At 69.8% G+C, this 24,048-nt stretch carries 25 protein-coding genes; 13 read left to right on the forward strand and 12 right to left on the reverse strand.

The annotated features are described in order from the left end of the window. The first annotated feature begins 2 nt into the window (after positions 1 to 2). The 3 genes from rsmA to C9J87_RS01720 are packed head-to-tail and all read left to right on the forward strand — an operon-like array spanning position 3 to position 3,567. A complete protein-coding gene (gene rsmA / locus C9J87_RS01710; protein ID WP_036491456.1) occupies positions 3 to 866 on the forward strand; it encodes a 16S rRNA (adenine(1518)-N(6)/adenine(1519)-N(6))-dimethyltransferase RsmA in 864 nt (287 codons plus the stop codon). Beyond that, complete coding sequence (locus C9J87_RS01715) at positions 863 to 1,771, forward strand: 4-(cytidine 5'-diphospho)-2-C-methyl-D-erythritol kinase (RefSeq protein ID WP_198652207.1); 909 nt, start codon at positions 863 to 865, stop codon at positions 1,769 to 1,771. The genes rsmA and C9J87_RS01715 overlap by 4 nt, the downstream gene beginning before the upstream one ends. Then, positions 1,771 to 3,567, forward strand: coding sequence for an ABC-F family ATP-binding cassette domain-containing protein (locus C9J87_RS01720; protein WP_107704562.1), 1,797 nt, complete (start codon positions 1,771 to 1,773; stop codon positions 3,565 to 3,567). The genes C9J87_RS01715 and C9J87_RS01720 overlap by 1 nt, the downstream gene beginning before the upstream one ends. 1 nt (position 3,568) lies before the next feature. On the opposite strand, the gene C9J87_RS01725 is transcribed toward C9J87_RS01720, so the two are convergent. Both C9J87_RS01725 and C9J87_RS01730 read right to left on the reverse strand, forming a co-directional pair. Further along, on the reverse strand, positions 3,569 to 4,066 hold the full coding sequence (locus tag C9J87_RS01725) for a MarR family winged helix-turn-helix transcriptional regulator (protein WP_010834651.1): 498 nt from the start codon (positions 4,064 to 4,066) through the stop codon (positions 3,569 to 3,571). Between the two features lie 204 nt (positions 4,067 to 4,270). Further along, complete coding sequence (locus C9J87_RS01730; protein ID WP_107704563.1) at positions 4,271 to 4,870, reverse strand: TetR family transcriptional regulator; 600 nt, start codon at positions 4,868 to 4,870, stop codon at positions 4,271 to 4,273. Between the two features lie 224 nt (positions 4,871 to 5,094). Between C9J87_RS01730 and C9J87_RS01735 the strand changes: the two genes are divergently transcribed. Beyond that, positions 5,095 to 5,565: a hotdog fold domain-containing protein gene (locus tag C9J87_RS01735; protein ID WP_010834653.1), complete on the forward strand. Its 471-nt coding sequence runs from the start codon at positions 5,095 to 5,097 to the stop codon at positions 5,563 to 5,565. Positions 5,566 to 5,743: 178 nt separating this feature from the next. Here C9J87_RS01735 and C9J87_RS01740 read toward each other — a convergent pair whose 3' ends face one another. The 4 genes from C9J87_RS01740 to C9J87_RS01755 form a co-directional block, all read right to left on the reverse strand. Beyond that, positions 5,744 to 6,601, reverse strand: coding sequence for an amino acid ABC transporter permease (locus C9J87_RS01740; protein WP_010834654.1), 858 nt, complete (start codon positions 6,599 to 6,601; stop codon positions 5,744 to 5,746). Beyond that, entirely contained in the window at positions 6,601 to 7,284 is a 684-nt protein-coding gene (locus C9J87_RS01745) for an amino acid ABC transporter permease (RefSeq protein ID WP_010834655.1), read from the reverse strand. The genes C9J87_RS01740 and C9J87_RS01745 overlap by 1 nt, the downstream gene beginning before the upstream one ends. Positions 7,285 to 7,358: 74 nt before the next feature. After that, positions 7,359 to 8,246: a glutamate ABC transporter substrate-binding protein gene (locus C9J87_RS01750; RefSeq protein ID WP_010834656.1), complete on the reverse strand. Its 888-nt coding sequence runs from the start codon at positions 8,244 to 8,246 to the stop codon at positions 7,359 to 7,361. A 75-nt stretch (positions 8,247 to 8,321) separates the two neighbouring features. Beyond that, positions 8,322 to 9,098, reverse strand: a complete 777-nt coding sequence (locus C9J87_RS01755; protein WP_010834657.1) for an amino acid ABC transporter ATP-binding protein — start codon at positions 9,096 to 9,098, stop codon at positions 8,322 to 8,324. A 168-nt stretch (positions 9,099 to 9,266) separates the two neighbouring features. Here C9J87_RS01755 and C9J87_RS19555 point away from each other — a divergent pair, with 168 nt between their 5' ends. Together C9J87_RS19555 and miaB are read left to right on the forward strand one after the other, a co-directional pair. Continuing rightward, the gene (locus C9J87_RS19555) at positions 9,267 to 9,431 is read left to right on the forward strand and encodes a hypothetical protein (protein WP_156887271.1); all 165 of its coding nucleotides are present in this window, start codon (positions 9,267 to 9,269) and stop codon (positions 9,429 to 9,431) included. Between the two features lie 53 nt (positions 9,432 to 9,484). Further along, a complete protein-coding gene (gene miaB / locus C9J87_RS01760; RefSeq protein WP_010834658.1) occupies positions 9,485 to 10,951 on the forward strand; it encodes a tRNA (N6-isopentenyl adenosine(37)-C2)-methylthiotransferase MiaB in 1,467 nt (488 codons plus the stop codon). A 57-nt stretch (positions 10,952 to 11,008) separates the two neighbouring features. On the opposite strand, the gene C9J87_RS01765 is transcribed toward miaB, so the two are convergent. From C9J87_RS01765 to C9J87_RS01785, 5 genes are all read right to left on the reverse strand, one after another. Continuing rightward, on the reverse strand, positions 11,009 to 11,980 hold the full coding sequence (locus C9J87_RS01765; protein ID WP_036491461.1) for a hypothetical protein: 972 nt from the start codon (positions 11,978 to 11,980) through the stop codon (positions 11,009 to 11,011). A 133-nt stretch (positions 11,981 to 12,113) separates the two neighbouring features. After that, positions 12,114 to 12,404 carry a hypothetical protein gene (locus tag C9J87_RS01770; protein WP_010834660.1) on the reverse strand — a complete coding sequence of 97 codons (291 nt, stop codon included), beginning with the start codon at positions 12,402 to 12,404 and terminating at the stop codon, positions 12,114 to 12,116. Further along, complete coding sequence (locus C9J87_RS01775; protein ID WP_010834661.1) at positions 12,401 to 12,880, reverse strand: NUDIX domain-containing protein; 480 nt, start codon at positions 12,878 to 12,880, stop codon at positions 12,401 to 12,403. Before C9J87_RS01775 ends, C9J87_RS01770 begins: the two co-directional genes overlap by 4 nt. Positions 12,881 to 12,920: 40 nt before the next feature. Continuing rightward, entirely contained in the window at positions 12,921 to 13,589 is a 669-nt protein-coding gene (locus C9J87_RS20100; protein ID WP_107704564.1) for an antitoxin, read from the reverse strand. A 129-nt stretch (positions 13,590 to 13,718) separates the two neighbouring features. Further along, entirely contained in the window at positions 13,719 to 13,922 is a 204-nt protein-coding gene (locus tag C9J87_RS01785; protein WP_107704565.1) for an antitoxin, read from the reverse strand. A gap of 63 nt (positions 13,923 to 13,985) precedes the next feature. Between C9J87_RS01785 and miaA the strand changes: the two genes are divergently transcribed. The 7 genes from miaA to hflX are packed head-to-tail and all read left to right on the forward strand — an operon-like array spanning position 13,986 to position 21,753. After that, complete coding sequence (miaA, locus tag C9J87_RS01790; RefSeq protein WP_107704566.1) at positions 13,986 to 14,936, forward strand: tRNA (adenosine(37)-N6)-dimethylallyltransferase MiaA; 951 nt, start codon at positions 13,986 to 13,988, stop codon at positions 14,934 to 14,936. A 16-nt stretch (positions 14,937 to 14,952) separates the two neighbouring features. Beyond that, on the forward strand, positions 14,953 to 16,809 hold the full coding sequence (gene ggt / locus C9J87_RS01795) for a gamma-glutamyltransferase (protein ID WP_107704567.1): 1,857 nt from the start codon (positions 14,953 to 14,955) through the stop codon (positions 16,807 to 16,809). After that, the gene (locus tag C9J87_RS01800) at positions 16,806 to 17,339 is read left to right on the forward strand and encodes a dihydrofolate reductase family protein (protein ID WP_010834665.1); all 534 of its coding nucleotides are present in this window, start codon (positions 16,806 to 16,808) and stop codon (positions 17,337 to 17,339) included. The genes ggt and C9J87_RS01800 overlap by 4 nt, the downstream gene beginning before the upstream one ends. Continuing rightward, positions 17,336 to 18,121 carry a diaminopimelate epimerase gene (gene dapF, locus C9J87_RS01805; RefSeq protein ID WP_010834666.1) on the forward strand — a complete coding sequence of 262 codons (786 nt, stop codon included), beginning with the start codon at positions 17,336 to 17,338 and terminating at the stop codon, positions 18,119 to 18,121. The genes C9J87_RS01800 and dapF overlap by 4 nt, the downstream gene beginning before the upstream one ends. A 25-nt stretch (positions 18,122 to 18,146) precedes the next feature. Next, positions 18,147 to 18,923, forward strand: coding sequence for an SDR family NAD(P)-dependent oxidoreductase (locus C9J87_RS01810; RefSeq protein WP_010834667.1), 777 nt, complete (start codon positions 18,147 to 18,149; stop codon positions 18,921 to 18,923). 51 nt (positions 18,924 to 18,974) lie between these two features. Beyond that, the gene (locus C9J87_RS20105) at positions 18,975 to 20,282 is read left to right on the forward strand and encodes a thrombospondin type 3 repeat-containing protein (protein WP_232819804.1); all 1,308 of its coding nucleotides are present in this window, start codon (positions 18,975 to 18,977) and stop codon (positions 20,280 to 20,282) included. Continuing rightward, entirely contained in the window at positions 20,266 to 21,753 is a 1,488-nt protein-coding gene (gene hflX / locus C9J87_RS01820; protein WP_107704568.1) for a GTPase HflX, read from the forward strand. Before C9J87_RS20105 ends, hflX begins: the two co-directional genes overlap by 17 nt. Before the next feature lie 51 nt (positions 21,754 to 21,804). On the opposite strand, the gene C9J87_RS01825 is transcribed toward hflX, so the two are convergent. After that, positions 21,805 to 23,925, reverse strand: coding sequence for a M14 family zinc carboxypeptidase (locus C9J87_RS01825; protein ID WP_198652211.1), 2,121 nt, complete (start codon positions 23,923 to 23,925; stop codon positions 21,805 to 21,807). Between the last annotated feature and the right edge of the window lie 123 nt (positions 23,926 to 24,048).

The following is a 24,048-nucleotide window of genomic DNA, read 5'->3' on the forward strand; positions in this document are numbered from 1 at the left end:
GTATGACATCCCCTTCCGCCGGTCCGAGACTTCTCGGGCCGGCGGAGGTGCGAACGCTCGCGGCCGAGCTCGACCTGCGCCCGACCAAGCAGCGCGGTCAGAACTTCGTCATCGACGCCAACACGGTGCGCCGCATCGTGCGTGACTCCGGCATCGGACCCGACGACGTCGTCGTCGAGGTGGGCCCCGGGCTCGGCTCGCTCACCCTCGGGCTGCTCGAGGTCGCCCGGCGCGTGGTGGCCGTCGAGATCGACCCGCTGCTCGCCGCACGGCTGCCCGCGACGATCGAGGACCGCGCCCCCGACCACGCCGACGCCTTCGAGGTCGTGCTGGGCGACGCGATGCGGATCGAGGCGATCCCCGGTCCGCCGCCGACAGCCCTCGTCGCCAACCTGCCCTACAACGTCTCGGTGCCGGTCCTGATCCACATGCTCACGCTGCTCCCGTCGCTGGAGCGCGGGCTGGTGATGGTGCAGGCCGAGGTCGCCGACCGTCTCGCGGCCGGCCCCGGCTCCAAGATCTACGGCGTCCCGTCGGTGAAGGCCGCCTGGTTCGCCGACGTGCGGCGCGCCGGCGCCATCGGTCGCAACGTCTTCTGGCCCGCGCCTAACGTCGACTCCGGCCTCGTCGCCTGGACCCGCTGCGACCCGCCGGACACCACGGCCACCCGCGAGCAGGTCTTCACCGTCATCGACGCCGCCTTCGCCACCCGCCGCAAGCAGATCCGCGCGGCCCTGCGCCCGCTCGCCGGCTCCAGCGAGGCCGCCGAGCACGCCCTCGTCCAGGCCGGCATCGACCCGACCGCGCGCGGCGAGGTGCTCACCGTGGCCGACTTCGCCCGGATCGCCGAGGGCATGCCGTGGTGAGCACCGTCTCCGTCCGCGCCGCCGCGAAGATCAACCTCCACCTCGGCGTCGGCGCTGTGCGTGACGACGGCTTCCACCCGCTCGACACCGTCTACCAGGCCATCAGCCTCTACGACGACGTCACCCTCACCGGCGCGGTGGTGCCCTCGCTCGAGCTGGAGTGCGCCGACTACATCGACGCCGGCGACGTCCCGATCGGCGGCGGCAACATCGCCTTCCGTGCGCTCGAGGTGATCCGCGCCCGGACCGGGCGCCACGGCCACGAGGCCGTCGAGATCCTCAAGTCGATCCCGGTCGCCGGCGGGATGGCGGGCGGCTCGGCCGACGCCGCCGCGACCCTGCTGGCCTACGACCGGCTGCACCGGACCGGCCTGCCCGACGACGTGCTCCTCGACCTCGCGGCCGAGCTCGGCAGCGACGTCCCCTTCTCGCTCGTGGGCGGCACTGCGCGTGGCCGTGGCCGTGGCGAGGTCGTGCAGCCGCTCGACGACCGCGGCACCTGGTGGTGGGTCGCCGTCCCGTCCGGCGTCGGCCTGTCCACGCCCGAGGTCTACGCGCACTTCGACAAGCTGTTTCCCGACGCGCTGGCCGAGCCGGCTGAGCCGGCCGACCTGCTGTCGGCGCTGGCGAGCGGCGAACCGCTGCGGCTGGCCCGCACCCTGCACAACGACCTGCAAGCGCCGGCGGTCGACCTGCGACCCGAGCTCGGCACCCTGATCGACCGCGGCGAAGGCGAAGGTGCCCTGCGCGGCCTCGTCTCCGGTTCGGGCCCGACCTGCATCTTCCTGTGCGACTCGCTCGACGGCGCCCACGCCGTCGTCGCGGGCCTGCGGGGTGCGGGGCACGACGTCGTACTCATCGCGAACGGCCCTGTCGCCGGCGCACATCTCCTGGAGCGCCCCTGATGGCCAACCTGATCAACCTCGAAAAAGTCTCGAAGGCCTACGGCATCCGGCCGCTGCTGAGCGAGGTCTCGCTCGGCATCAACGTCGGTGAGCGGATCGGCATCGTCGGACGCAACGGCGACGGCAAGACCACGTTGCTCGAGGTGATGACCGGTCTCGAGGAGCCCGATTCCGGCCGCGTCTCGATGAGCCGTGGCGTCGAGATCGGCTACCTCCACCAGGGCGACGAGCTCGTCGACACCCACACCGTGCGCGAGGCCGTGCTCGGGGGCCGCGCCGATCACGAGTGGCTGGCCGACTCGACCATGCGTGGCGTCGTCACCGAGCTGCTGGCCGGCGTCTCGCTCGACCGGCCGGTGCTCGGCCTCTCCGGTGGCGAGCGCCGCCGCTGCTCGCTGGCCGCGCTGCTGCTCGGCGAGCACGAGCTGATCATCCTCGACGAGCCCACCAACCACCTCGACGTCGAAGCGGTCGCCTGGCTCGCGGGGCACCTCATCCAGCGCTCGTCGGCGCTCGTCGTCGTGACCCACGACCGCTGGTTCCTCGACGAGGTCTGCCAGACGACGTGGGAGGTCCACGACGGCGTGGTCGACTCCTACGAGGGCGGCTACGCCTCGTTCGTGCTCGCGAAGGCGGAGCGGCAGCGCCAGGCCGGTGCGTCCGAGCAACGCCGCCAGCAGCTCGTGAAGAAGGAGCTCGCCTGGCTGCGGCGCGGCGCCCCGGCGCGGACCGCGAAGCCGAAGTTCCGCATCGAGGCGGCCAACCAGCTGATCGAGGACGTGCCGCCGCCGCGCGACCGCCTCGAGCTGCAGAAGTTCGCGACCCAGCGCCTCGGCAAGGACGTCATCGACCTCGAGCACGTCGACATGTCCCGCGGTGATCGCCAGCTGCTGTCCGATGCGACCTGGCGCCTCGGCCCGGGTGACCGGGTCGGCATCGTCGGCGTCAACGGCGCCGGCAAGACCTCGGTGCTGTCCCTGATCGCGGGCAGCCTCGAGCCCACCGCCGGGCGGGTCAAGCACGGCCGCACGATCGCGATGGAGCACCTCACCCAGGCCATCGACGAGGTCGACCCCAACGGTCGGGTGCTGCCGACGATCGAGGCGATCGCGCGCGTGACGCGTACGGCGACGGGCTCCGACATCACCGCGACGTCGATGCTCGAGCGGTTCGGCTTCACCGGCGACAAGCTCACCGCCCGCCTCGGCGACCTGTCCGGTGGCGAGCGCCGCCGCTTCCAGCTGCTCAAGCTGCTGCTCAACGAGCCCAACGTGCTGCTGCTCGACGAGCCCACCAACGACCTGGACATCGACACCCTCAACGTCCTCGAGGACTTCCTCGACGGCTGGCCGGGCACCCTGATCGTGGTCTCGCACGACCGCTACTTCCTCGAGCGGGTCACCGACTCCGTCTGGGCGCTGCTCGGCGACGGCCAGATCTCGATGCTGCCGCGCGGGGTGGACGAGTACCTCGAGCGTCGCGCCGCGGGCCTCGACTCGGTGGCATCGCGCACCTTGACCGGCGGGTCGAACGCCTCCGGTGCGACCACGTCGGGATCGGCGAAGGTCAAGGCGGGCTCGGCGGAGGAGCGAGATGCCCGCAAGGCCTTGTCGCGCATCGAGAAGCAGATCGCCCGCGTCGACAAGCAGGAGAAGGCGCTCGACGACGAGATGGCTGCGTCCCTGACCGACTTCGACCGGCTGGCCGAGCTCGGCAAGCAGCTGAGCGCGGTCCAGGCCGAGAAGGAGCGGCTCGAGCACGAGTGGCTCGAGGCGTCGGAGCTGCTCGGCTCCTGAGTCAGTCCTCGGGTGGGCTGAACGGCGCGAGCAGCGTGCGCAGCAGCGACGCGAGCGTGGCCTGGTCGCCGGCCGGCAGCGCGGCGATCAGCTCGGCCTCGGCCGCGATCAGCGCTCCGAAGGCGCCGTCGACGGCGGCCTTGCCCTCGGGGGTGAGGCGCACCAGCACCCCGCGTCGATCACGCGGGTCGGGCAGCCGCTCGACCAGTCCGCGGCCGGCGAGCCGGTCGACGCGGTTGGTCATGGTGCCGCTGGTCACGAGCGTCTCGCGCAGCAGTCGGCCGGGGGACAGCTCGTACGGCGCCCCGGCGCGCCGCAGCGCAGCCAGCACGTCGAACTCCCACGACTCGATGTGGTGGGTCGTGAAGGCGTCGCGGCGGGCGAGGTCGAGGTGGCGCGCCAGCCTGCTGATGCGGCTGAAGACCTCGACCGGACCGAGGTCGAGGTCGGTGCGCTCGCGCGCCCACGCCTCGACCAGGCTGTCCACTTCGTCGCGCATGCGGCCAGTGTGCCAGACGCGTCGAGAATCTTGACGTCGAGAGATAGGGTGCATGGAGCTGCTCGCCCTGTCCTGACGGAAACCCCTAGAACGTTCGGTTCCCCGCATAGGCGGGGGAATGCAACGTTCCGGGGTGTTGCAACACTCGAGAACCCCACGGAAACCCCGAGAAGTCGGTGTGGCTCACTCACCGCTCGCGACGTGTCAGGCCTCGGGCTGCTCGCTGTAGAGCACGGGATCGCCGTCGAGCCCGCTGAGCCCGTTCCAGGCGAGGTTGACCACGTGGGCGGCGACGACCTCGCGCGCGGGCTTGCGGGTGTCGAGCCACCACTGGCCCAGGCTCGCGACCATCCCGACGAGCATCTGGGCATACATCGGGGCGTTCTTGGCGTCGAGCCCGGTGCGCTTGAAGGTGTCGGCCAGCAGTCCCTCGACGCGGGAGGCGACGTCACCGAGGATCGTCTGGAAGGACGCCTCCCCGATGGGGCTGTCGCGGACCAGGATCCGGAAGCCCTGCGGGTTCTCCTCGACGTACGACAGCAGCGCCAACGCCGCCTGCTCGAGCACGATCCTCGAGGTGCCCGCGGTGAGTGAGCCGCGCATGATCGCCAGCAGGGTCTGCACCTCGCGGTCGACGACGACGGCGTAGAGCCCCTCCTTGCCGCCGAAGTGCTCGTAGACGACCGGCTTGGAGACCTGGGCGCGGGCTGCGACCTCCTCGATGGCGGCCCCCTCGAAGCCGCGTTCTGAGAACAGCGTGCGCGCGACGGCAATCAGTTGCTCGCGGCGCTCGGCCCCGGTCATGCGTTTCTTGCTCGGCATGGGGCAGATCCTCTCACGCCGATCCGCTCGTTTGACAATGGGAATCATTCTCATTTAGCGTCCGGCGCTCCAGACTCAGAGAGGCAGATGGATGAAGCGCAGGAAGAAGCTGGCCGTGGTGCTCGCGACGTTGATCGTCGGCGGGGGAGGTGCGTCCCTTCAGCAGAACAGCGCGCCCAGAGTTACCGACTGGTAACATCTCCGGCATGAGCCAGGTCCAGAAGCTGTGGAACACCGCCACCTCCGTCCCCGTCGTCGGCAAGCGCGCGTTCTCCATCGCGTTTTCGCAGAAGGCGCCCTACTTCGCCACGATCCACCCGCGCTTCACGGTGGTCGAGCCCAACCACGTCGAGCTCGTCATCCCGAAGCGGCGCAGCGTCCAGAACCACCTCGGCACCGTGCACGCGATCGCGCTGTGCAACGGCCTCGAGGCGGCCATGGGTGCGCTCGCCGAGGTGACGATCCCGAGCCACAAGCGGTGGATCCCCAAGGGCATGGACGTCGCCTACACCGCGAAGGCCACCTCGGACATCGTCTGCATCGCCGAGACGGACCCCGAGCAGTGGACCAGCGACAACCCCGACCTGCACGTCCGCGTCCGCGGCGAGCGCGAGGACGGGACCGTCGTGATCGAGGGCGTCATCAAGCTCTGGGTGACCGAGAAGCCCGGAGCGTAGCGACGGGCTTCGACGTCCTCAGTCCGGCTGAGCTTGCGAAGCCGGAACCGCTGCGGGAGCCCCGGAGCGTAGCGACGGGCTTCGACGTCCTCAGTCCGGCTGAGCTTGCGAAGCCGGAACCGCTGCGAGCGACCCGTCACTTCGTGACGGGTCGCTCCCGGCCACACTCGGGCGAGGTCTACAGGGTCGTCTTGGCTTCGCCGACGTCGGCGACCATCGAGACCTGCAGGACCTTCTTCTCGCCCACGAACTTGCGCTGGACGTAGTTGGCCAGCCAGGTGAGCACCAGGTTGGTCACGATGTAGCACGCGGCGACGACGATGGTCGTCGGGACGATGTTGTTGAACGACAGCGGCAGCTGCTTGGCGATCTTGGTGAGGCCGATCCCGAAGACGATCAGGATCAGGCTGGTGTCCTTGAGCGCCACGACGCACTGGCTGATGATCGCCGGGATCATGATCTTCACGGCCTGGGGCAGCAGCACGATGTTCATCACCTGCGCCTTGCGCATGCCGATGGCGTACGCCGCCTCGGCCTGCCCGCGAGGGACGGCGTTGACGCCGGCGCGGAAGACCTCGGCCAGCACGGCGCCGTTGTAGAGCGTCAGCGCCAGCACCACGGACCAGAAGGCGCCTCGCGCGATGGGCATGTCGCCGAAGACCGCGTAGAAGCAGAAGATCATCAACATGATGACGGGTACGGCGCGGAAGAACTCGACGACCAGCCACGACACCCAGCGCACGGGTCGGTGATCGGAGAGCTTGCTGATCCCGAAGACCACCCCGAACACGACAGCACCGAGCACCGACAGCACCGCCATGATGATGGTGTCGAGCCATGCCTCGAGGAGCGCGGTGAGGTACTGCGGGGTGACGAAGGGTTCCCACAGGGCGTAGGCAAACTGGCCAGCGTCAGCGAGCCGCTTCACGGCGAAGGCGAGCGCGGCCACGATCACGACGAGCGAGATGATCGTGTAGATCCGGTGCCGGGCGACCGTCTTGGGTCCCGGTGCGTCGAAGAGAACTCCGGCGGCCATCAGGCGATCCTCCAGCGACGCTCGAACGAGATGGCGACCAGGGAGACGAGCTCGACCAGGACGACGTACAGCAGGGCGACGCCCAAGAAGATGCCCCAGCGCTCGTCGGCATGGTTGTTGGTCATGATCTTCATCTGGGCAGCAGCCTCCAGGACGCCGAACACGGCGGCGACCGAGGTGTTCTTGAGCAGCGCGATCAGGGTGCTCGCCACCGGGGGGACCGAGGCGCGGAACGCCTGGGGGAGCACGACTTCGCGCATCACCCCGCTGAACGGGAGACCGATGGCCCGGGCGGCCTCGGCCTGACCCAGCGGGACGGCGTTGACGCCGGAGCGGAGTGCCTCGCACACGAAGGTGGAGGTGTAGAGCGTCAGGGCGACCACCGCGGTGGCGAAGAACGAGGTGAAGTCGAAGCTCCCGATGTGGACGTCGACGAACTTGAGGTTGATCCCGATCTTGGGAGCGGCGAACTGGAAGAAGAAGAACACCATCAGCAACGGGGTGTTGCGCACGAGCGTGACGTAGGTGGCGGCCGCCTTGTTGAGGACCGCGATCGGGCCGACGCGCATGGCGACCAGGATCGTGCCCCCGATGAGGGACAGGACGCCCGAGCACAAGAAGAGCAGGACGGTGTAGCCGAACGCCTGCAGGACCTCGGGGAACTCGTTGATGAAGGCTTCCACGCCACTCCTCTCGTGGGACCGGAGTCCGGGCCCGCTTGCTCAGCGGGCCCGGACTCGGATGGTGAGCTGGATGCTCAGGACTCGCAGGGGTCGAGCTCCGGGAAGTCCGGGGTCTCGACGCCGGAGGCACCGAGGTTGGCCTCGAAGGCCTCGGCCCACGTGCCGTCCTCGTTGGCTGCCTCGAGCGTGTCGTTGATCCACTGGCACATCTCCGGGTAGTCCTGCGAGTAGCCGACGCCGATGCGCTCCTCGGAGAACGGCTCGCCGACGACCTTCAGGGCGCCCTCGTTCTGCGCGGCGTAGCCGGCGAGGATCGTGCCGTCCGTCGTCATCGCCTCGACCGTGCCGTCGAGCACCTTGTCGACGCACTGGCTGTAGGTGTCGAAGCCGACCGGCTTCATGCCCTGGGCCTTGGCGTTGTCGAGCGACGTCGAGCCGGTGACGGAGCAGACTTCCTTGCCCTGCAGGTCCTCGGGGCCGGCGGCCTCGGAGTCCTCGGGCACCAGCAGCTGCTGGCCGGTGAGCATGTAGGGGCCGGCCTGACCGACGACCTGCCGACGCTCGTCGGTGATCGAGTAGGACGCGAGGACGAGGTCCACCTTGCCGTCCACCAGGAAGGGCTCGCGGTTGTCGGAGATCGTCTCGACGTACTGCACCTTGGACGTGTCCTCCGGGTCGATGCCCAGCGAGGCCACGAGGATCTTGGCGATGTCGACGTCGAAGCCGGTCGGCATGTCGGAGCCGGTCTCGTTGAACCCGAGGCCGGGCTGGTCGTACTTCACGCCGACGTTGATGGTGCCGGCCTCGGCGAGCTCGGCCATGCGCGTGCCCGCCTCGAAGCTGGCGTCCTCCGACGCCTCGACCTCCACGCCCTCGTTGTCGGTGCCCGCGTCACCGCACGCGGCGAGCGAGAGGGCCAGTCCAGCGACCGCGATCGCGGCCTTGGTTCGGATGAATCGCATCTGCTTCTCCCTTGATGTGGTGAACAGTTGAGGAGCCTTGGTGCCCCCTTGTGGGACGGCCCCGAGACCTGCTGGTCAGTGCTTGAGGATCTTGCCGAGGAAGTCCTTGGCGCGATCGGACGTGGGGTTGGTGAAGAACTGCTCGGGAGTGTTCTCCTCGACGATCGCGCCGTCGGCCATGAAGACGACCCGGTCGGCCGCCGTACGCGCGAAGCCCATCTCGTGGGTGACGACGATCATCGTCATGCCGCGGTGGGCGAGGTCGACCATGACGTCGAGGACCTCCTTGATCATCTCCGGGTCGAGCGCGGAGGTGGGCTCGTCGAAGAGCATCACCTTCGGCTCCATGGCCAGCGCCCGGGCGATGGCCACCCGCTGCTGCTGCCCACCGGAGAGCTGGGCGGGGTACTTGTCGGCCTGGTGACCGACGCCGACCCGGTCGAGCAGCTCACGGGCCTTGGTCTCGGCCGCGGACTTGCTCAGTCCTCGCACCTTGATCGGGCCGAGGGTGACGTTCTCGAGGATCGTCTTGTGGGCGAAGAGGTTGAAGCTCTGGAAGACCATGCCGACCTCGGCACGGAGCTTGGCCAGCGCCTTGCCCTCCTGTGGAAGGGGCTGCCCGTCCAGGCTGATCGTGCCCGAGTCGATGGTCTCGAGGCGGTTGATGGCACGACACAGGGTCGACTTGCCCGACCCCGACGGGCCGATCACGACGACCACCTCGCCGCTGGTCACGGTGAGGTCGATGTCCTTGAGGGCGTGCAGCGATCCGAAGTGCTTCTGGACATCGGTGAGGACGACGAGCGGCTCACCTCGCCCGGCCGAACGGGGCTCGTGCTCCAACGCGGTCATGCCCGCAACCTATAGGGATCAGTGTGTCCGGGGCCACACGCAGGGGTCCTCCACGGCAAACGTGACCGGACCGTGTCCCGCCCGTTGAGTGCGTACGGCGGACCTGTTCCCCAGCGAGGTTCGCCGGTGCTTGAATCGGCACTATCGCCTCGACCAGCGGAGGAAATGATGAGCGACAGCAAGAACAGGCTCGGCATGCTCAAGGACATGGCCAAGGGTGCCAAGGACGACCCGAAGGGCGCGGCGATCTTCTTCAAGGACGTGGGCAAGATGGCGGCCAAGGAAGCGGCCGGCAAGGCCAAGGGCAAGGTGAAGAACCTCCGCGGCCACTGACCTCCGGCTGCGATTACGGCTGGCCCGCCGGGCCGCCGTAGGCTTGTGCGGCTATGGCTCGCACCTATGAAGTCCGCACCTACGGGTGCCAGATGAACGTCCACGACTCCGAGCGCCTGACCGGGCTGCTGGAGGACGCGGGCTACATCGCGACCCCGACGGGCGAGCAGGCCGACGTCGTCGTCTTCAACACCTGCGCGGTCCGCGAGAACGCGGACAACAAGCTCTACGGCAACCTGTCCCACCTCGCGCCGGTCAAGGCGCGCAAGCCGGGCATGCAGATCGCCGTCGGTGGCTGCATGGCGCAGAAGGACCGCGACACGATCATCGACCGGGCGCCGTACGTCGATGTCGTCTTCGGCACGCACAACATCGGCTCCCTGCCCGCCCTGCTCGACCGCGCCCGCTCGCAGGAGGAGGCGCAGGTCGAGATCCTCGAGTCGCTGTCGGTCTTCCCCTCGACGTTGCCGACCAAGCGCGACTCGGCCTATGCCGCGTGGGTCTCCATCTCCGTCGGCTGCAACAACACCTGCACGTTCTGCATCGTGCCGGCACTGCGCGGCAAGGAGAAGGACCGCCGGCCGGGCGAGATCCTGGCCGAGATCGAGGCGCTGGTCGCCGAGGGCGTCACCGAGATCACCCTGCTCGGGCAGAACGTCAACGCCTACGGCGTGGAGTTCGGCGACCGCCAGGCCTTCTCCAAGCTGCTGCGCTCGTGCGGTGCGATCGAGGGCCTCGAGCGCGTGCGCTTCACCTCGCCCCACCCGGCCGAGTTCACCGACGACGTCATCGAGGCGATGGCCGAGACGCCCAACGTCATGCACCAGCTGCACATGCCGCTGCAGTCGGGCTCCGACCGCATCCTCAAGGCGATGCGCCGGTCCTACCGCTCCTCGAAGTTCCTGGGCATCATCGAGCGCGTGCGCGCGGCCATGCCCGACGCGGCGATCACCACCGACATCATCGTCGGCTTCCCCGGCGAGACCGAGGAGGACTTCCTCGCGACGCTGGACGTCGTCCGGCAGGCGCGGTTCGCCAACGCCTTCACCTTCCAGTACTCACCTCGCCCCGGCACCCCCGCCGCCACCATGGAGTCCCAGGTCCCGCCGGAGGTCGTGAAGGACCGCTACCTGCGCCTCGTCGACGTCGTCAACCAGATCGCGTGGGAAGAGGGACTAGCGCTCGTCGGCCGCTCCGTCGAGCTGATGGTCTCCGAGGGCGAGGGCCGCAAGGACGCAGCCACCCTCCGGCTCTCCGGCCGCGGCCCGGACAACCGGCTCGTGCACTTCACCCCCGTGGGTGCCGAAGGCGTCCGGCCCGGCGACATGGTCGTCGTCGAGATCACCAAGGCCGCGCCGCACCACCTCGTCGCCGACGGTCCGGTTCTCTCCGTACGCCGCACGCCGGCCGGCGACGCCTGGGAGCGTCGCAACACCGAGCCCGCCCCGGCCGGCGTCGGTCTCGGCATGCCGAGCATCGGGGTGCCGGCTCCGCTGCCGCCGGCCACCGCCTGCGGCTGACGCTGCGAAGACAGCGGTATCGCGCAGCCACCCAGTGGCCGCAGGACACCGCTGTCCTCAGGGACAGTCGGGGCAGCGTTGGAGCGTGCCCGTCCAACCCCTCTTGGTCAGCACTGCAGCGACCCGTGCCGCTGTCGAGCACTGGTCGCCGTACACCTGCCGCCAGCCGAGCCGCAGGGTGATCTTCTCCTCGGCCACCGCGACGAGGTCGCGAGCCAGGTCCTGGTCGTGGGCCTGAGCCGTGCCGTGGGTGGCGCGACCGTCGAGCTCGACATAGACGCCGAACGGCTCGTAGACCACGTCGCGGTAGACCTTGCCCCGGGAGGTCAGCTCGACCACCTGTCGAGCCGCCGTGGGGAGTTCGTGCGCTCGCTCGACCCGATGCAGGTAGCCGTGCTCGAGGACCGAGTGGGTGCCGTCGCGGATGTCCGTCAGCACCCCCGTCAGGAAGGCCCGACGAGGAATCCTCGACCGCGTCCGCAACGCGGCCAGGACACGATCCGCGGTGGTGCGACGAGATGACACCGCATCCGTGAGGACGCCGACCGCGGCGAAGTCCGTCGGTGCCTCGGCCGCCACGTCGAGCAGTGCGTGCTCGATCCGGACCGTAGGTGGTGATGCGTTGCGTCGTACCTTGGAATCGAAGTCGGCCAGCCTGTGCACGACCAGCCAGTCGACCGGCGACAGGATGCGACGGTCGCGGTCGATCGCCACATGGATGACCGACTCGTCGCGCAGCGTCTTGCCGGGGCCCTCGGATGCCCGCAGTGCCGAGTCGTGGCAGAGCGCCGAGTCGCCGGCGTACAGGGTGGCCGCCCACGCGCGCTGCAGCCAGGTGGGATCGCTGGTGTGGTTGAGGTGGACCCCGGGGAGCAACAGCACCCATGCGCGCCGGCGGACCTGGCGGCGGATGTCGTGGTCAGCGAGCCCGGCCTCGAGGGCCTGCGCCCGCGAGATGACACCGTGCTGCAGCGACAGGACCCGCGCGACCTCGTCGGCAGGGCTCGATTCCTCGGCGTTGCTGCTCATCCATCCAGCGTGCTGGACCGGCGACATCCGCGCCAGCACCGGAACCGGGCCTGTGGACAACGAGACAGCGGTATCGCCCAGCCACTGGGTGACTGTGCGATACCGCTGTCTTCAACGTGTCAGGCCCGCCGGGTCAGGCGGGCGGTTCGACCGTCCCGTCCTCGGCCTCCTGGCCGGCTTCGGGGGTGTCCTCGGTGCCCGACTCCATGTCGTCGGCCTGACCATCGGGTGCCTGCGACTTGTCGTCGGCCTCGGTGATCTCCGGGGGCATCACCTCGTCGACGGCCGGGTTGGCGGACGGGTCGAGGTCGCGCGCGAGGCCCTCGTCGTCGGTGTCGTCGGGCAGTGCGTCGGCGCCGCCGGGGTTGGGCTCCTTCTCCTCGATGATCGGATCGGGCTGCGGGCCGAGGTTGTCGTCATTCATCGTGGGGCCTCTCCGGTGGTGGGGAATCCATGGCTGAGATATTTTTGGTCGGTGCCCAGGTTGTCCAGGGCGTATGCCTCGTGCGGCACCATCGGCTGCGGCAGGTCGGCCAGCGAGCACCAGCGCAGCTCGCCGCACTTGTCGGGCTCCACGATCCTCGGCTCGCCGGCCCAAGCGCGAGCGGTGAAGAAGAAGTCGACGCGTTCGTCGATCGGCTCGCCGCCCTGGGTGCGCTGCATCGTGAACTCGAAGGCGAGCTCGACGTCGGTAATGCCCAGCTCCTCGGTGGCCTCGCGCTGCGCTGCGACGAACGCCGTCTCCCCGCGCTCCACGTGTCCGGCGGCGGCCGCGGCCCAGTGGCCGTCCATGTAGGTCGTCCCCTGGCGCAGCTGCAGCAGCACCTCGGCCGAACCGTCCTCGCCGTCGCGGAGGAGGTAGACGTAGGACGCAGGCACCACCACGAAGCTGTCGGTCACGCCGCCAACCTAACGGGCGCGACCGACAGCTCGATGACTGCTACGACCCGGCGATCGGCTCCGGTGCCTCGCCGGTCGCCGGGTTGGCCGGATCGGTGGGAATCGTCTGCGGCGCCGGCTCACCGGGCGTGGACGGCTCGACGGACGGCTCGACGGACGGCTCGGTCGGAGTCGAGGGATCGGTCGGGGCACCGGGCTCGCCCGGCTCGGTGGGGACGCCCGGCTGGACGGGCTCAGCCGGGGCGGTCGGCTCCGTCGGGATCGAGGGGTCCGTGGGATCCGTGGGCTCGGTCGGCGAGGTCGGCGACGTGGGCGAGCCGGGCTCAGCCGGCTCGGTCGTCTCGGTGGGGGTGCTCGGCTCGGTCTCCGGCTCGGTCGGGATCGAGGGATCGGTGGGCTCGGTCGGGACGCCCGGTTCGGTCGGGACGCCCGGCTCGGTCGGGACGGACGGGTCACCGGGTGTGGTCGGCGTGCCGGGCTCGGGCGGAGCCTGGGTATCGGCGGGCGCCTGGGGCTCGGCACCGATGTCGTCGTTCTGTCCGTCGAGTCCGTCGAGGGCGTCGCCGGCCTTGTCCACGCCGGACTGGATCTGCTCGGAGTACTTGCCGCCGGTCTTGTCGTCGACGAAGTCGCCGGCCCTGTCCAGTGCGCTGTCGATCTGATCGCCGTACTTGTCGACGGCGTCGCCGAGTCCGCTGTTGGTGTCCATCACAACTCCCGAGAGTCATGGCCGGGGCTGTCCCGGCCCGCTTCCAGTCATGTCAGAACGGACGCGCAAATGCAACAGACCGTCCACCCCCTGGGGGATGGACGGTCTGTCGAGGAGGTCGGGAAGGACCTACTTGATGTCGTCGTTCTGGCCGTCGAGGGAGTCGAGGGCGTCGGCCGCCTTGTCGGTGCCGGCGTCGATCTTGTCCGAGAACTTGCCGCCCGTCTTGTCATCGACGAAGTCGCCGGCCTTGTCGAGACCGGCGGCGATCTTGTCGCCCTGGCCGTCCACCGCGTCCGTGAGCTTGGACTTCGCGTCGTCGAGGAATCCCATGTGCGTCTCCGATGATTGATGCAGCCCCCGATGAGACCGCTCGCGTTTGGAACACTAGCCACCATGCCCACCGACGCGTACCCCATCCCGATCGTGGCGATCGTCGGCTCGACGGCCTCGGGCAAGACCGGCCTGAGCCTCGACCTGGCCGCCCGGCTGGGGGGCGAGATCGTCAACACGGACGCGATGCAGCTCTACCGCGGCATGGATGTCGGTACGGCGAAGCTCCCGCCCTCGCAGCGGCGGGGGATCGAGCACCACCTGCTCGATCGCCTCGACGTGACCCAGACGGCGACCGTGCACGACTTCCAGGGGTGGGCCCGCGAGGCCATCGGCGACATCCGCGGCCGGGGTGCCACGCCAGTGCTGGTGGGCGGCAGCGCGCTCTACACGCGCGCCATCCTCGACCGGTTCGACTTCCCCGGCACGGACGAGTCGTTGCGCCGCGAGCTCGAGGAGGAGCTGGCCACCGTCGGCACCCAGGCGCTGCACCGGCGCCTCGCCGGCCTCGACGCGGAGGCCGCCGCGAAGATCGGTCCCGACAACGGCCGGCGCATCGTCCGCGCGCTCGAGGTCATCGCCCTCACCGGCCGCCCCTACTCCGCCAGCCTGCCGACCCCGACCTACGCCGACCCGCACAGCGTGCAGATCGGCGTCGACATCGACCGCCCCACCCTCGATGCCCGCATCGGGGAGCGCGTGCGCCAGATGTACGCCGATGGGCTGGTCGAGGAGGTCGAGCGACTCCTCGACCTCGGGCTCGAGCGGGGCCAGACCGCGCGCAGGGCGATCGGCTACCGCGAGGCGATCGCCTTCCTGCGCGGGGAGCTGAGCCATGAGGAGGCGATCGTGCAGACCCAGGCCGCGACGCGCAGGTTCGCCCGCCGCCAGGACGGCTGGTTCCGCAAGGACCCGCGCGTCGCGTGGGTGCGCTTCGACGACCCGGAACTCGTGGAGAAGGCGCTGGCAGCCCTCGACAGATCGACCGGCGCGGAGCAAGGTGGACGGACCTGATCTCTCGGAGGTAGCCATGCGTCCCACCCCTGCACTCACCAGCGCCGCCGCGTCCGCCCTCGTCGTGGGCGTCCTCGCCGCTGCTCCGCCCGCTCCGGCCCAAGCCCCGCCAGCGGCCTCGACGCAGACCGCGCAGGCAGCGGAGCGGCCCACGGCCAAGATCCCGACAGCCGTCGGCACCGGGGGAGCGGTCTCCACGGTCGACCCGGAGGCCAGCGCGGCCGCGCTCAAGGTGCTCAAGCGCGGGGGCAACGCCGCCGATGCGGCGGTCGCCGCGGCCGCGACCCTGGGGGTGACCGAGCCCTACAGCGCCGGCCTCGGTGGTGGCGGTTACTTCGTCTTCTACGACGCCGAGTCCGGCAAGGTCAGCACCATCGACGGGCGCGAGACCGCGCCGAAGAAGATGCCCAGCGACGCCTTCATCGACCCCGCCACCGGCAAGCCCTACAACTTCACTCCCGAGCTGGTGACCAGTGGCGTCAGCGTCGGCACGCCCGGGACCCCGGCCACTTGGGAACGGGCCCTGAGGAAGTACGGCACGCTCTCGCTCGCCGACGCGCTCAAGCCCGCAATCAAGGTCGCCACCCGCGGCTTCAAGGTCGACGAGACCTTCCGTCAGCAGACCCTCGACAACGAGGAGCGCTTCCGCGCCTTCAAGGCGACCAAGAAGCTGTTCCTGCCCAAGGGTGACGCGCCCGCTGTCGGCTCGATCTTCACCAACCCCGACCTGGCCGACACCTACACCGACCTCGCCGCGCGCGGCATGAAGGCGTTCTACCGCGGCAAGCTGGCCAAGCTGATGGTCGACATCGTCCGCGACCCGCGCACGACGAAGAGCACCGACCTCCCGGTGCCGCGTGGCTATCTCTCCCGCAGCGACCTCAGGGACTACAAGGTCCTCGGGCAGGCGCCGACCAAGATCTCCTACCGCGGCTACGACGTCTACGGCATGGCGCCGTCGTCGAGCGGTGGCTCCACCGTCGGCGAGGCGCTCAACATCCTCGAGCGCACCGACTTCACCGGCAAGGCGCCCGAGCAGGTCCTCCACCACTACCTCGAGGCCGGGGCGCTGGCCTTCGCCGATCGCGCGAAGTACCTCGGCGACCCGCGCTTCGTCGACGTACCCCTCCCGACGCTGTTGAGCGACAAGTTCGCCGCCGAGCGGGCCTGCTCCCTCGACCCCGCCAAGGCGGCGGTGAAGCCGGTCGCGGCCGGTGACGCTGCGGCCTACGACGGGGTCTGTCCGGCACCGGCGGCCGGCGGGACCACCGATGCGGACACCGAGAACATCTCGACGACCAACCTCACGGTCGCCGACAAGTGGGGCAACGTCGTGGAGTACACCCTCACGATCGAGCAGACCGGCGGCTCCGGGATGGTCGTGCCCCGTCACGGCTTCATCCTCAACAACGAGCTGACCGACTTCTCGACGGTCTTCGACCCGGCCGACCCCAACCGCATCCAGCCCGGCAAGCGCCCGCGCTCGTCGATGAGCCCGACGATCGTGCTCAAGGACGGCAAGCCCTTCCTGGCCCTGGGCTCGCCCGGCGGCTCCACGATCATCACCACCGTGCTGCAGATGCTCGTCAACCGGATCGACCTGGGCATGAGCATCGAGCAGGCCATCGCGGCGCCGCGCTCCAGCCCGCGCAACACGGCGAGCGTGACCTCCGAGCCCGAGTTCATCACGGCGTACGGCGCCGCGCTGACCGCCCTCGGGCACAAGCTCGTCCCCGCGGGTGACGCGTTCACCAGCGCGGCACAGATCGGGGCCGCGACGGCGATCGAGTTCGGTCCCGGCGGCCAGCTCACGGCCGTCTCGGAGCCGGTCCGTCGAGGAGGCGGGGCTGCGCGGGTGGTCGACCCGAAGTGACGACGATCTACTACACCGGCTGCTCGCTGGACGGGTTCATCGCGACGCCCGACCACTCGCTCGACTGGCTGACCTCGCGTGACATCGACGAGGCGGGGCCGATGCACTACGCGGGGTTCCGCGAGCAGATCGGCGCCTGCGTCATGGGCGCCACGACCTGGCAGTGGATCCTCGACCACGACGACGAACCGTGGGGCGACCTGGCGACGTACGTCATGACCCACCGCGACTTCGAGCCGGTCACGTCCGTCACCTTCACTGCCGACGCCGTCGAGGACGTGCATGCGCAGGCCGTCGAGCGGGCCGCGGGCAAGGACCTGTGGCTGGTCGGCGGCGGCGAGCTCGTCGGTCAGTTCCACGACGCCGGCCTGCTCGACGAGGTGTGGGTCCAGTACGCCCCGGTGACGCTGGGCGCCGGCACGCCGGTGCTGCCGCGACACGTCGAGCTGAAGCTGGAGGAGGTCGCCCGCAACCGTGACTTCGTCTGCGCTCGGCACACTGTGGTGAAGCCTGCGACAATCGCATCGTGAGCTATCGCTTCCTCAAGGGTCACGGCACGGAGAACGACTTCGTGCTCCTGCCCGACCCCCACGGCACCGTCCACGGCGAGCTGAGTGCCGAGCGGGTGCGTGCGCTGTGCGACCGGCGCGCGGGCATCGGCGGTGACGGCGTGCTCCGCGCGGTCCGCGACGGAGAGCGCTGGTTCATGGACTACCGCAACGCCGACGGGTCGCTCAGCGAGATGTGCGGCAACGGCGTCCGGGTCTTCGCCCGCTACCTCCTCGACCACGAGGGCGCCACGACGCCGCTCGAGATCGACACCCGCGCCGGGGTCAAGACCGTCACCCTCAGCGGCGGCGACCTCACCGTCGACATGGGCAGTCCCGCCGTGCTCGCGACCACGAAGGTCAGCGTCGACGGGGTCGCCCACGAGGCGCTGCACGTGTCGATGGGCAACCCCCACGCCGTCGCGTTCGTCGGGTCGCTCGACGAGGCCGGGAGTCTGCTCGAGGAGCCCGGCTTCGACCACGATGTCTATCCCGACGGGGTCAACGTCGAGTTCGTCGTACGCCGCAGCGCACACCACGTCGCGATGCGGGTCCACGAGCGCGGGTCCGGGGAGACGCGATCGTGCGGCACCGGCGCCTGCGCGGTGATGGTCGCCGCAGCGCTCGCTGACGAGGCACCTCGCGGGACGCCGTACCGCATCGACGTGACCGGCGGGAGCCTCGAGATCACCTGGACCGACGACGACCGGATCCTGATGACAGGTCCGGCCGTGCTCGTCGCCGAGGGCACCTCGGACCTCTGAGCGAAGCGGGTCCTAGGATCCGGGCATGGACATCACCGGATCCTCTGCCATCGTCACCGGCGGCGCCAGCGGCATCGGCGCCGCGGCCGCGCGAGCACTCGCCGCCCGCGGCGCGATCGTCGTCGTCGCCGACATCAACGCCGAGCTGGGCGAGGCCCTGGCCGCCGAGATCAAGGGTGTCTTCGCCCGCGTCGACGTGACCGACACCGAGCAGATCGCCGCCGCGGTCGAGGCCGCCGCCGAGGTCGCCCCGTTGCGTGCGTGCGTCAACTCCGCCGGCATCGGCTGGGCCCAGCGCACGATCGGCCGCGACGGGCAGCTGGCGTCGGCCCATGACCTCGTCGCCTTCCGCAAGGTCGTCGAGATCAACCTGATCGGCACCTTCGACATGACCCGCCAGGCCGCGACCGTGATGAGCCGCAACGAGCCCGACGCCGACGGCCAGCGGGGCGCGATCGTCAACCTCGCGTCCGTCGCGGCCTTCGATGGCCAGATCGGCCAGTCGTCCTACTCCGCGTCGAAGGGCGGCGTGGTCGGCATGACCCTGCCGATCGCGCGCGACCTCTCGGCCGCCGGCATCCGCCTCAACACGGTGGCGCCCGGCCTGATCGACACCCCGATCTACGATGCCTTCCCCAACCCCGACGAGTTCAAGGCCAACCTCGGCCAGAACGTCCTGTTCCCGAAGCGTCTGGGTCACGCCGAGGAGCTCGCGAGCATGGTCGTTGAGTGCATCACCAACTCCTACATGAACGGCGAGACCATCCGCGTCGACGGTGGCATCCGGATGCCTCCGAAGTAGGGCCCATCGGCCTGTGCTGACGTCGCGGGCGTCTCGTCGTACCCTCTTTTGGTGAAAATCTTCGGGGGTGGACGTTCACTGGCGCGCGCCACGGTGCTCGCACTGACGGCAGGCCTGCTCGTTGCCTTCGGGAGTACGCCGACCGCGACTGCTGCGACGGTGGTGCCGTGCGTCGTCAGCTACAGCGGGACGGGCAAGACGATCGAGCCCGACCCCGACGCCGGGGGGCCCAAGCTCACCTCGGCCGTGATCCCAGTCCCCGCGTCGTCGAACGTGCTGGACGTTGATGTCACCTATCGCATCACCCACCGCAACGCAGCGAAGGTTCGGGTCGACCTGCTCAGGACGGCGACCGTCCGCAACATCCTGCAGCCGGTCGTCGCAGGAAGCGGAGCCCAGGTTGCGCCCCTGACGTGGGATGACGAGGCGACGGCCACCTACACGGCAGCCTCGCTGGCGGGAACCTACAAGCCCAAGGATCCCCTGAGTGAGATGGATGGGACCGCGCTCGGGGGCAATTGGTATCTCTACATCTATAACTACGACACGGTTGCAGCGACCCTCACCTCCTGGTCGATCAGGGTGTCCCGCAGTGTGTGTGACGCGGACGGCGACGGCGCGGAGGACCGCGCTGTCGACAACTGCGTCGGGATGGACAACCCCGACCAGATCGACCTCGACAACGACGGACGCGGCAACCCGTGTGACGACGACCTGGACGGCGACGGTGTCGCCAACAACTCCGACAACTGCCTGACGTTGTCCAACCCCGACCAGGCCGACGCCGATGCCGATGGCCTGGGTGACCCGTGCGACGGCGACGGGGACGGGGACGGCGTGGTGCACGCCGACAACTGCCCCACGGTCGCCAACGCCGACCAGGCCGACACCGACGGCGACGCAGCGGGCAACGCGTGCGACCTCGACGACGACGGCGACGGCAAGGCCGACCCGCAGGACGTGTGCTCGGTCCTCGGCGGGGCCACGCCCAGCGGCTGCCCCAGCGTCGATCGCAGCGTGAAGCTCCGCTACAAGGCCACGAAGCGAGCGCTCACCGGGCGTCTGTCCGCCGACGTGGCTGGCTGCGTGGCGAAGCAGCGGGTCAGCGTGTGGCAGGTGAGGAAGGGCAAGGACCGCCGCATCGACCGGGTCCGGACGAGCGCGTCGGGCGCGTTCAAGACCCAGCCCGGTCGGCGTACCGGGAAGTTCTACGCCACGGTGCCGCTCACGGTCGTTCCCGGAGCCGCGGAGTCGCTGCGGCGAAGTCGCGCAAGACCCGGGTTCGTCGCTGAGGGCTATCTCGCTCGCGCCGCGGGAGTCGGCGACCTACTCTTGAGGGCATATGACGAACGCACCTGACTTCAATCTGGACGCTGCTCTCGACGCGACCGACGACTGGGACGACCTCGAGTCCGGCGACGCCGACGAACTGGTCTCGCCCGACGGCCCCGACCCCGAGGAGGAGCTCACCACCGGTGAGCAGGACCTCGCCGAGCGGCACGCCCTCCGGCGCGTGGACGGGCTGCGCACCGAGCTCGAGGACATCACCGAGGTCGAATACCGCCAGCTCCGGCTGGAGAAGGTCATCCTCGTCGGCGTCTGGACCTCCGGCACCGTCGCCGATGCCGAGAACTCGATGGCCGAGCTCGCGCTGCTCGCCGAGACCGCCGGCTCCGAGGTGCTCGACGCGATCTACCAGCGCCGGCAGACCCCCGACCCGGCCACGTTCATCGGTCGCGGCAAGGTCGAGGGCCTCTTCGAGATCGTGCAGGCCTCCGGTGCCGACACGGTGATCCTGGACGGCGACCTTGCGCCCAGCCAGCTGCGCAACCTCGAGGACAAGCTCAAGGTCAAGGCGATCGACCGGACCGGGCTGATCCTCGACATCTTCGCCCAGCACGCGAAGTCCAAGGAGGGCCAGGCGCAGGTCGAGCTGGCCCAGCTCAACTACATGAAGCAGCGCCTGCGCGGCTGGGGTGGCAACCTCTCCCGCCAGGCCGGCGGTCGCGTGTCCGGCGGTGAGGGTATCGGTGGTCGTGGCCCCGGTGAGACCAAGATCGAGACCGACCGGCGCCGGATCAACACCAAGATCGCCAAGCTCCGCAAGGAGCTCAAGGAGCTCAAGGGCACCCGCGCGACCATGCGCCAGGAGCGCTCGCGCAACCACATCCCCAGCGTCTCGATCGCGGGCTACACCAACGCCGGCAAGTCCTCGATCCTCAACCGGCTCACCGATGCCGGGGTGCTGGTCGACGACTCGCTGTTCGCGACGCTCGACCCGACCACGCGGCGTACGACCACGAAGGACGGACGCGTCTACACGATGTCCGACACCGTCGGCTTCGTGCGCCACCTGCCCCACCAGCTGGTCGAGGCGTTCCGCTCCACGCTGGAGGAGGTCGCCGACTCCGACCTGATCCTGCACGTTGTCGACGGCTCCCACCCCGACCCCGAGGGCCAGCTGGCCGCGGTGCGCGAGGTGTTCGCCGAGATCCACGCCTCGAAGGTCCCCGAGCTGGTCCTGATCAACAAGGCCGACGCGGCCGACCCGATGGTGATCGCCCGGCTGCGGGCGCGCGAGCCGCACAGCGTGGTGGTCAGCGCCCGGACCGGTGAGGGCATCGACGAGGCGCTCGCCGCGATCGAGGCCGAGCTGCCGCGCCCGAGCGTGCAGTTCGAGGCGCTGCTGCCCTACGAGCGTGGCGACCTGCTCAACCGGCTGCACCAGCAGGGCGAGATCGAGTCCCTGGAGCACACCGGCGACGGCACCCTCGTCAAGGGCCGCGCCAACGCCGACCTCGCGAGCGACCTGGCGGCGTACGCCGTCTGACGCCGCTGCGACCCGGTGGCCACGCGCAACGCGTGACCACCGGGGCCGAGCTCACTGCTTGAGCGGCCTGCAGGCGTTGCCGACGTCCACGGACTGGCCGCGGTCGACGATCACCTCGCGGGTGTTGATGACGTCGCCCCGCTTGTCGGCGCAGCTGACCAGCCACGCCTCCTTGATGCCGGTGTCGATCGGCGGGTCGGGGCTCTCGAAGCTGACCTCGCCCGACCAGTCGTACTCCGGCGTACCGCCGGCGTAGTTGTTGGCCTCGATCGTGTACGTGCCCGCGACCGGGTCTGGGATCCGGATGACCTCCGGGTTGGCCAAGGTCGCGCCCGAGCCGACGGCTTCACCGTCGGGCCCGATCACGAAGAAGTCCCAGTCCTGCGCCTCTGCGTCCACCGTCGGCCACGAGATCGACACGACCGCATAACCGTTGTCGGCATCCGGCAGGCCCTGCACCTCGAAGGTGGTGAGCTCGCTCGCGCCGACCGCCGGCACGCCGGCCGGGTTGGTCAGCGTCGCGGGAGCCTGCGGGTCCGCCTCGGGGAGGCGGCCGTAGCGCCCGGCCACGAGCGGCCGCGTCGACGGGTTGACGTCGATCGTGAAGGCGCCGCCGGTGGAGACGTATTCCGAGCTGAGCGTGTCCTCGTAGAGCAACGGCTGGCCGATGCTGCCGTCCGGCTGGATCACCGGAGAGGTGGGCGACACGTGGTGCTTGCGCACCGTGATCGTGTGCTTGGTCGGCGCGGTGCCGGTTATCTGCGAGTGCAGCGCCGGGTCCAGGGCAGCCTCGGCCGCCCGGTAGTAGGACTCCTGGTTGCCACCCTCGCCGGCACCCGCGGCCGGCTCGAGGCCGAGGTACTCAGCCACCACACCCGACTCGTAGTCCGGGTGGAAGCCCTCAGTGCCGATCTCGAAGGTGTAGCCGAGACCGCCGGTGATCCAGTAGCTCCAGTCCTCCGTCGAGCCGGAGGTGTCATAGAGCTGGTACGACGCCTGGCTGGTGTACTGGTTGGCGGCCGCCATCGAGTCGCCGAGCGTCTTGAGCTGGGGCTCGTCCGGAGCCTTGCCGGTCGCGGCGATCGCCGGCGGCCGGAGCACGAGGTTGCTGAAGGTGTGGTTGGAGATCATCACCGTCACCGCGCGCTCGGAGATGAATTTCCGCACCGCGTCCGACTCGGGCTCGCTGCCGGGGGAGTCCCCGCGGAAGGTGTCGCTCGACCAGCTGGTGCTGGCACCGCCGCCGCCCCAGAAGCCGGGGTAGTTGCGGTTGAGGTCGGTGCCGCGCAGGCGACCGGCCGGGTTGTCGGCGCAGGTGCCGCCGAGGAACGCCGGCGAGGTGAAGGTGGAGATCGCGCAGTTCTTGCGCTTCATCTCGTAGTCGAAGCGGGAGAAGTCGCCGAGCGGGGCGGCGTCGCGCGAGATCTTGAAGCCGTCGACGTTGACGACCGGGACGATCACGACCCGCGAGTCGGCCAGGATCGCGCGTGCGCGGGCCTCGCCATCGGCGTACGACTCGAGCAGGTCGAAGCCGAACTCGATGGTGTGCTCCGCGCTGGGCCACTCGCGGGCGTGGTGGGCGCCCATCAGCAGGAAGACCGGCTTGCCGTCCTTGACGGTGTCGGCGCGGGTGCTGATCTCGAGGCCGCGGATCTCCTCGCCGAGCACCGTCTCGTTCTCCAGCGTCAGCGGCTTGGTGAGGGCGGGGTACTGCTCGGCGAGCAGGGCCAGGTCGGCGACGTAGTCGTCGTAGGTGCGATAGGCCGTGCGACCGCTCGGCAGCGGCGACTCCTCGACGCTCGCCGCATAGGCCCGGTCGGCCTTGCGGTTGGCCTTGGCCTGCGCCTCGAGGTCGCGGACCTTGACCCGCCAGGTGTAGCCGGCCTCGCGCAGCCGCTGCTCGTCCGCGGCGCCGTGCAGGACGACCGCTATGCCGCGCTCGGTGGCGTGCTCGGTCGCGTCGAGGCCGAGCGCGATGACCTCGTTGCGCTCCTCGACCGTGGGTGCGTTGACCATCACGAGGCTCGTGGTCTCGTCGGTGCTCACCTGCTGGATCTCGCGTGGGGTGCTGTCCTCGGCAGCCGTGCTGACCGTGGACGCCATCGCGGTGGCGAGACCTCCACCGAGGATGACGATGCCTACTTTGCGCAGGCGTGTGTGCAGCGTGCTCATTGATCCTCCCGGAACGTGCCCAGCCGGGTCTCGGCGGACAGTGTGACCCAGACAACATCAGCGACCGCTGGTTGTCGAGAGTGGCGCCGTACCCGTCTTGAAGTCCCCCGATTGCGGTGCGTT

Source organism: Nocardioides allogilvus (assembly GCF_003047285.1).
In the GTDB taxonomy this organism is placed as follows: Bacteria; Actinomycetota; Actinomycetes; order Propionibacteriales; family Nocardioidaceae; genus Nocardioides; species Nocardioides allogilvus.